The following is a 6,664-nucleotide window of genomic DNA, read 5'->3' as shown; positions in this document are numbered from 1 at the left end:
TACAAAGGGTACGAGCAAGAGATTTATGGCATTTGTCTCATCGATTGATTCGTAAAATTTTGTCACATAATCTATGCTTTGTACTCAACAAAAAACTTGGTAACCCGCCACTTCAGTTTGATTTGCTTATTTCAAGTTGAGAGTGGGGTTGTTATTATAAGTTTTTATTTATCATTATTTTATAGGGCTAGTTATTAAGATTAGGGTGGTAATGGCCAATTCAATAGCGATATATATTTACTTACATATTTAAGTGTACAACTGTTTTATTTAAGTTGTTATCATAACCCAATCAGTGAGTCTTTAGCTGTTTTGGTTACATGACATTACGTTTAAAGAAGGGGTAGGGTGACGTTGGGTTTGTCTATGGCTTCACACGACTATAATTTGAAATAAATAGAGATAACTGGATAACCAAAGAGATGGCATGACGGCTTGCCTGAAAAATGCTAAGCTATCTGCCATTATTGTGACTATATTAAACTGGGTTTGCCATGACTGAGAGTACGCATTTGCATACGCAGGAGCCATCAAGTACGCAAAGTGACAAGAGTATTTTTAACTTGCCCAACAATCTGACTATTGCGCGTATCTTGATGATTCCGCTATTTGTGGCGATTGCCTATTGGCCACCTGCCATGGGGATTGGTATGCCTGCCATCTCAGATAATGTGATTGCGCGGGTCGGTATGAGTGAGTTTAGCGACAGCTTATTACGCCATTTATTATTGACGGGCGTGTTTATCCTTGCCGCCATTACCGATTGGCTCGATGGCTATTTTGCTCGTAAGCTTAATGTGGTATCAGCCTTTGGGCGCTTCTTGGACCCCGTCGCTGACAAATTGATGGTCGCCGCAGCGCTGATTATATTGGTGCAATGGCATCCTAATATCATCATGGCGATTGCTGCCATTGTGATTATTTCACGTGAAATTGCCGTATCAGCACTGCGTGAATGGATGGCTGAATTGGGCAAAAGCACCAGTGTCGCGGTCTCTTATGTGGGCAAGCTTAAAACCACGTTTCAGATGGTAGCGATTACCGTGCTACTATTAAACTGGGAATCGTTAGAGATGATTGGCTATGTACTCATGGTTGCAGCGGTAATTTTAACGCTATGGTCAATGATGATTTATCTAAGAGCTGCTTGGCCTTATTTAAAACAAAGTGGTTAATGACAGCTTTTTAAGATTAAAACTCAGTCAATAAAAAACGCCAGTCGCATCAGCCACTGGCGTTTTCGTTTGTGATCTTATAGCTTATGCTTCTTTAGTGTTTAGCTTAAAAATAATTTATAGCGTTACAGAGTTATTTTCACCGAGGTTTGCTGCTTTTTTACCATCCATCACCGCAGCAGTGGTCATCTTAAACATATTTACCACTGAGCTACCGCTGAGCCAGTATTCGGCACCATTCGGTACGACTTTAATCAACTGCACATTTGGATCTTCTTTGCCTTGCTCATAAAAGGCATTATAAACTGGCGACCATAGCTCATCGAGCTTCTCTTGATCGTCAACCAATTCAGCCTTGCCATTAATGGACACATAATCTTTCGAGTCTTGGCTGACATAAGCCAAGTTCACCTGTGGGTTTTTTTCGATATCTTTGACGGTTTCTGTGGTCTTATCACCGATAAACCAAATCTCTTTGGCGCCAATACTGGTTTCGCTAGTGGTCATCGGGCAAGCATGCAGATGGTCTTCGTGGGTACGGGTGGTCATCATGGCAAATTTAACGTCTTTTACCAACTCCTGAACTTTATCGATATGGTCCTGTCTACTCATAGTGATTATCCTTTTTTCATTATAGTAATTGGGTTTTTGCTAATTATATAGTCAGTCCTAAATAAAATAAGTACAAATATTATCACGTGTTACTGGGACAAACTTTTCTTGCTTGCTGTGCCTGCGCAGACAGAGGCTACGCAAAATTTATCCCAGTAGCACTGTATTTTTTATAGTGGATCGGCTATATTTTGATTATTTTTAATTTTGATTGCTTTAACTTATTGAATCTTTAGCTCAAATGAGTAAACACTTGGCTCGTTAATAACTGTTATCTAGAATACCGATGACTGATAGACTATTTATATAGGTTGCCAGTAATGCGATGTGACGGTTTGTAAGGAGTGCTCCTTTTAAGTAAAAATTGTGACGCCAATATCGGAAAGTTTCTGCCATGCAATCTTCGTGTCGTAAAAGTAATAACCATTTTTTTATGATAATCGTTTTATGGCAGTTTGAGTGTAGGTAACAGTAATTTATCTTGGTTTAGAACTGCTTATTACAGGGCTTCTTGTTATAATACGCGGACCATTTACTTAGCATGGCAGAGATGCCTTGATCTTACGGATTATGCCTTTATGATGACCATCGCCGGACAACCGTTTCTTACCGATTTTCAGACGCAACAACTCATCAGTCAGTTTCAGCAAAAAACCGCGCTAAACGTCAGCCAAATCAATAGTCAGCAAGTTTATGTGCTATCGCGTGAACTAAGCGGTACTGAGCATAAAAAAGCGCTGGATTTGTTTGGGATTAATGAAGGTATTGACCTTGCAGCCCCGCAAGACAATCAAATACAAGTGATCGTAGGACCACGCTTTGGCACGATTTCGCCATGGGCAAGTAAAGCGACCGATATTTTTAATAACTGTGAAATTGCGATTAAGCGTGTTGAGCGGGTGATTGTTTATACGCTGACCGTTGATGGAAAAGCAGATGGCGACGTTAGTAAAGGTCAGCTGAGCGAAAAACTGCCAGTAGACGCTGAGCAATTATTGTTTGACCGTATGACCCAAAGCTTGGTTTATGACTTGGCAGCTGTTAATCATTTGTTCGACGATGAGCAGCCAGCATCGCTCAATCATATTGATGTGATTGAACAAGGGCGCACCGCGTTAGAGTCAGCCAATAAAGAATTTGGTTTTGCGCTATCGAGCGAAGATATTGATTATTTAATGAATGCCTATGTCAACGAGCTAAAGCGTAATCCAACCGACGTTGAGCTGATGATGTTCGCGCAAGCCAACTCAGAGCATTGCCGTCATAAAATCTTCAATGCTGAGTGGACAGTAGATGGCGCAGTACAACCTAAATCACTGTTCCAAATGATTAAAAATACTTATAAAGCCAATCCGCAAGGCATCTTATCTGCCTATAAAGACAACGCTGCGGTGATGGCTGGCTCTAACGGCATGCGTTTTTATCCTATACCAACCGACGCGATGGATGCCAATTCTGCGCATCCTTACGATTTCCATCAAGAAGAAATCGATATCTTAATGAAAGTCGAAACGCATAACCATCCAACCGCGATTGCCCCTTATGCGGGTGCAGCGACGGGCGCGGGCGGTGAGATTCGCGATGAAGGGGCAACAGGTCGCGGTGGTAAGCCAAAAGCCGGTCTAACGGGTTTTCACGTATCGCACTTGCATATTCCAGAGCTTGCTGAAAAATGGGAGCAATCAGGTCAATTAAGCACGCAGGATTATGGTACGCCTGATCGTATGGCAACCAGCCTTGAGATTATGACGGAAGCGCCACTAGGTAGTGCCAACTTCTCAAACGAATTTGGTCGTCCAAATTTATGCGGTTATTTCCGTAGCTTCCAGTTAGATACGTCAGCGGCAAAAGACGGCAGCCAAATGCGCGGCTATCATAAGCCAATCATGCTTGCCGGTGGTTACGGCAATATCAAACGCAACCTCATTGAAAAAAATTCTATTCAGCAAGGTGATCTATTAATCGTCTTGGGTGGCCCTGCGATGCAAATTGGCTTGGGTGGTGGCGCGGCATCATCGGTCGATAGTGGTTCACTCGATGAAGGCTTAGACTTTGCCTCAGTTCAGCGTGATAACGCTGAGATGGAGCGTCGCTGTCAAGAAGTGATGGATCGCTGCTGGGCACTTGCTGGCAACGATATTGACGTAAGCAACAACAGTAAAGATGGCAACCCAATTGTTTCTCTCCATGACGTCGGTGCAGGCGGTCTATCGAATGCGATGCCAGAATTGGTCAATGACCATGAAATGGGCGCCATACTAAATCTACGTAAAATCCCGTCGTTAGAAGCTGGTATGTCGCCAATGGCTATCTGGTCAAATGAGGCGCAAGAGCGTTATGTGTTAGCGATTCGCCCTGAAAGCAAAGACCAGTTCGATGCGATTTGTGCCCGTGAGCGCTGCCCGTATGCCATCTTAGGCGAAGCTACGGAAGTACGTCAGCTCGTTGTTAATGATGACTTACTCTCTGATCAGCCAGTTAATATGCCAATGCAAGTATTGCTTGGTGGTACGCCGCAAATGCAGCGTAGTTTTAATCGTCAAGAGAATGAGCTACCTCCGCTAGAGCTCAATGACTTTAATTTAGCTGACTCTATCAAAGATGTCTTACGTCATCCAACCGTTGCTAGTAAATCATTCTTGATCAGCATTGGCGATCGCTCTATCACTGGTATGGTGGTGCGTGATCAATATGTTGGTCGCTATCAAGTGCCCGTTGCCGATTGTGCAGTAACTGCTTCAGGATTGATTGCGCTAGATGGTCAGCCAATGAGCGGTGAAGCGATGAGTGTTGGCGAACGCACACCTGTTGCGCTTATCAGCCCAAAAGCTTCTGCACGCTTGGCAGTTGGTGAAGCGATTACCAATATCGCAGGCGCGTGTATTACTCAGCTATCAGATATCACCATGTCAGCAAACTGGATGGCAGCGTGTGGCGATGATACCGAAGACGCCGCCTTGTTTGATGCGGTCTATACCGTTGGTGAAGAATTATGTCCAGCGCTTGGTATCGCAATCCCAGTCGGTAAAGACTCGCTATCGATGCGCGCCAACTGGACAGACGAGAACGGTAGCCAAGATAAATCAGTCGTTTCGCCAATGAGTCTCGTGATTACCGCTTTTGCGCCAGTCGTTGACGTTGCAAAAACGCTAACGCCTGAACTCATTAACGGTGACAGCGCGTTCTACCGTATTGACTTATCCAAAGGCAAACTGCGCCTCGGCGGTTCAATCCTTGCGCAAACGGCAAGCCAACTGGGTAACGAGTGCCCAGATCTAGATAAACCAAGTGATTTGGTCGACTTCTTTAACTTTATCCAAGCGGGCAATGCGCAAAACGTTATCAGCGCTTATCACGATATCGGTGATGGTGGTTTATTAGCCACTATCGCTGAGATGCAATTCACTAGCCGCCAAGGTATCAAGCTGTCATTGAATGATAAGAACTTACTCGGTCAATTATTCAGTGAAGAATTGGGTGCGGTCATCCAAGTATTACCAGAAAATGTCGCCGCTTTAATGCAAATGGCAGAAGAGTTTAACGTTAGCGATATGCTCAGCCTCGTCGGTCAAAGCACTGAGGAAGATAGCTTAATCATCCAAACGCCGCTGCATATGGGTGACGATGGTATTAATAAAACCTTACGATTTAGCCGTAGCGAGTTGCAGCAAGAATGGAGTCAGGTCAGCTATCAAATCGCCCGTCGTCGTGATAACCCTGAGTGTGTCCAGCAAGAGTATGACCTGATTAGCGACGCTAGCCATCAAGGGCTTATCGCTGCGCCAAACTTTGATCTTAACCAAAAAGTCGAAGAACCATATCTAAAAAGCCGTGCTGACTCTGATAACAGCAAACCAAGAGTCGCTATCCTCCGTGAGCAAGGCGTCAACGGTCAGACCGAAATGGCAGCAGGCTTTACCCAAGCTGGCTTTGAAGCGGTCGACGTCCATATGAGTGATTTACTCAGTGGTCGTATCAATCTACGTGACTTTGATGGTCTGGTCGCGTGTGGTGGCTTTAGCTACGGTGACGTACTGGGCGCAGGCTCTGGCTGGGCGAACTCTATCTTGTTCCATGACGAATTACGCATGCAGTTTGTACGCTTCTTCGCTCGCCCTGATACCTTTAGCTTAGGCGTCTGTAACGGCTGTCAGATGATGGCGCAGTTAAAAGACCTCATCCCAGGCGCGGAAAACTTCCCACGCTTTATCGCCAATAAGTCAGCTCGCTTTGAAGCGCGTACGGTCAACATCAAAGTCGAGCGTACCAAGTCTATCTTGTTTAAAGGTATGCAAGACAGCATCTTACCAATCGCTGTTGCTCACGGTGAAGGCTATGCCACGCTTAATGCGACTGAAATCGACGGTATGGAAAAACACGGTCAACTCGCCATGCGTTATGTGGATAGCCAAGGTCATCCAACCGAGACGTATCCGCTCAATCCAAATGGTTCGGTCGGTGGTGTCACTGGACTGTGTAGCACTGATGGTCGCGTCACCCTTATGATGCCGCACCCTGAGCGTAATCTTAGTGCGTATAACCACAGTTGGAAGCCAGAAGAGTGGGACGAGGACGGTGCGTGGATGCGTATGTTCCGTAACGCCCGTGCTTGGTTACGTTAGTCGCAAAACTAGATGCTTGATTAGCGTCGTCAAATCTGCTGAGCCTACGATATGTAGTGCTTGCGCATGTTTTCCTCGCTACTCAAACCTCTAGCAATTGCTTATAGTTTTAGATAGCTGTTTTTTAAAATGAAAAGGTGGGCTCAAAGCTCACCTTTTTTGTGTTTGTGGCTTGGGTTTTTGAGAAGTAGTGGAGCTACCCCCCTATGGCAGGATAGTTGTCACCCCTAAAGAATAATCCAAATGGGGGTAATG

3 protein-coding genes and 1 pseudogene are annotated in these 6,664 nt (G+C 44.9%); 3 read left to right on the top strand and 1 reads right to left on the bottom strand.

Translation table 11 applies throughout. The features are described from left to right. A pseudogene (locus EI162_RS12845) lies at positions 1 to 140 on the top strand (IS982 family transposase); the annotation flags it as partial. Positions 141 to 494: 354 nt separating this feature from the next. Next, a complete protein-coding gene (pgsA, locus tag EI162_RS12840) occupies positions 495 to 1,175 on the top strand; it encodes a CDP-diacylglycerol--glycerol-3-phosphate 3-phosphatidyltransferase (protein ID WP_192524717.1) in 681 nt (226 codons plus the stop codon). A 117-nt stretch (positions 1,176 to 1,292) separates the two neighbouring features. On the opposite strand, the gene EI162_RS12835 is transcribed toward pgsA, so the two are convergent. After that, positions 1,293 to 1,787, bottom strand: coding sequence for a pyridoxamine 5'-phosphate oxidase family protein (locus tag EI162_RS12835; protein ID WP_192524716.1), 495 nt, complete (start codon positions 1,785 to 1,787; stop codon positions 1,293 to 1,295). 578 nt (positions 1,788 to 2,365) lie between these two features. Between EI162_RS12835 and purL the strand changes: the two genes are divergently transcribed. After that, the gene (gene purL, locus EI162_RS12830) at positions 2,366 to 6,409 is read left to right on the top strand and encodes a phosphoribosylformylglycinamidine synthase (RefSeq protein WP_192524715.1); all 4,044 of its coding nucleotides are present in this window, start codon (positions 2,366 to 2,368) and stop codon (positions 6,407 to 6,409) included. Positions 6,410 to 6,664: the final 255 nt, after the last annotated feature.

The organism is Psychrobacter sp. FME6 (assembly GCF_014861365.1).
In the GTDB taxonomy this organism is placed as follows: domain Bacteria; phylum Pseudomonadota; class Gammaproteobacteria; order Pseudomonadales; family Moraxellaceae; genus Psychrobacter.
This window is presented reverse-complemented; position numbering and strand designations above follow the sequence as displayed.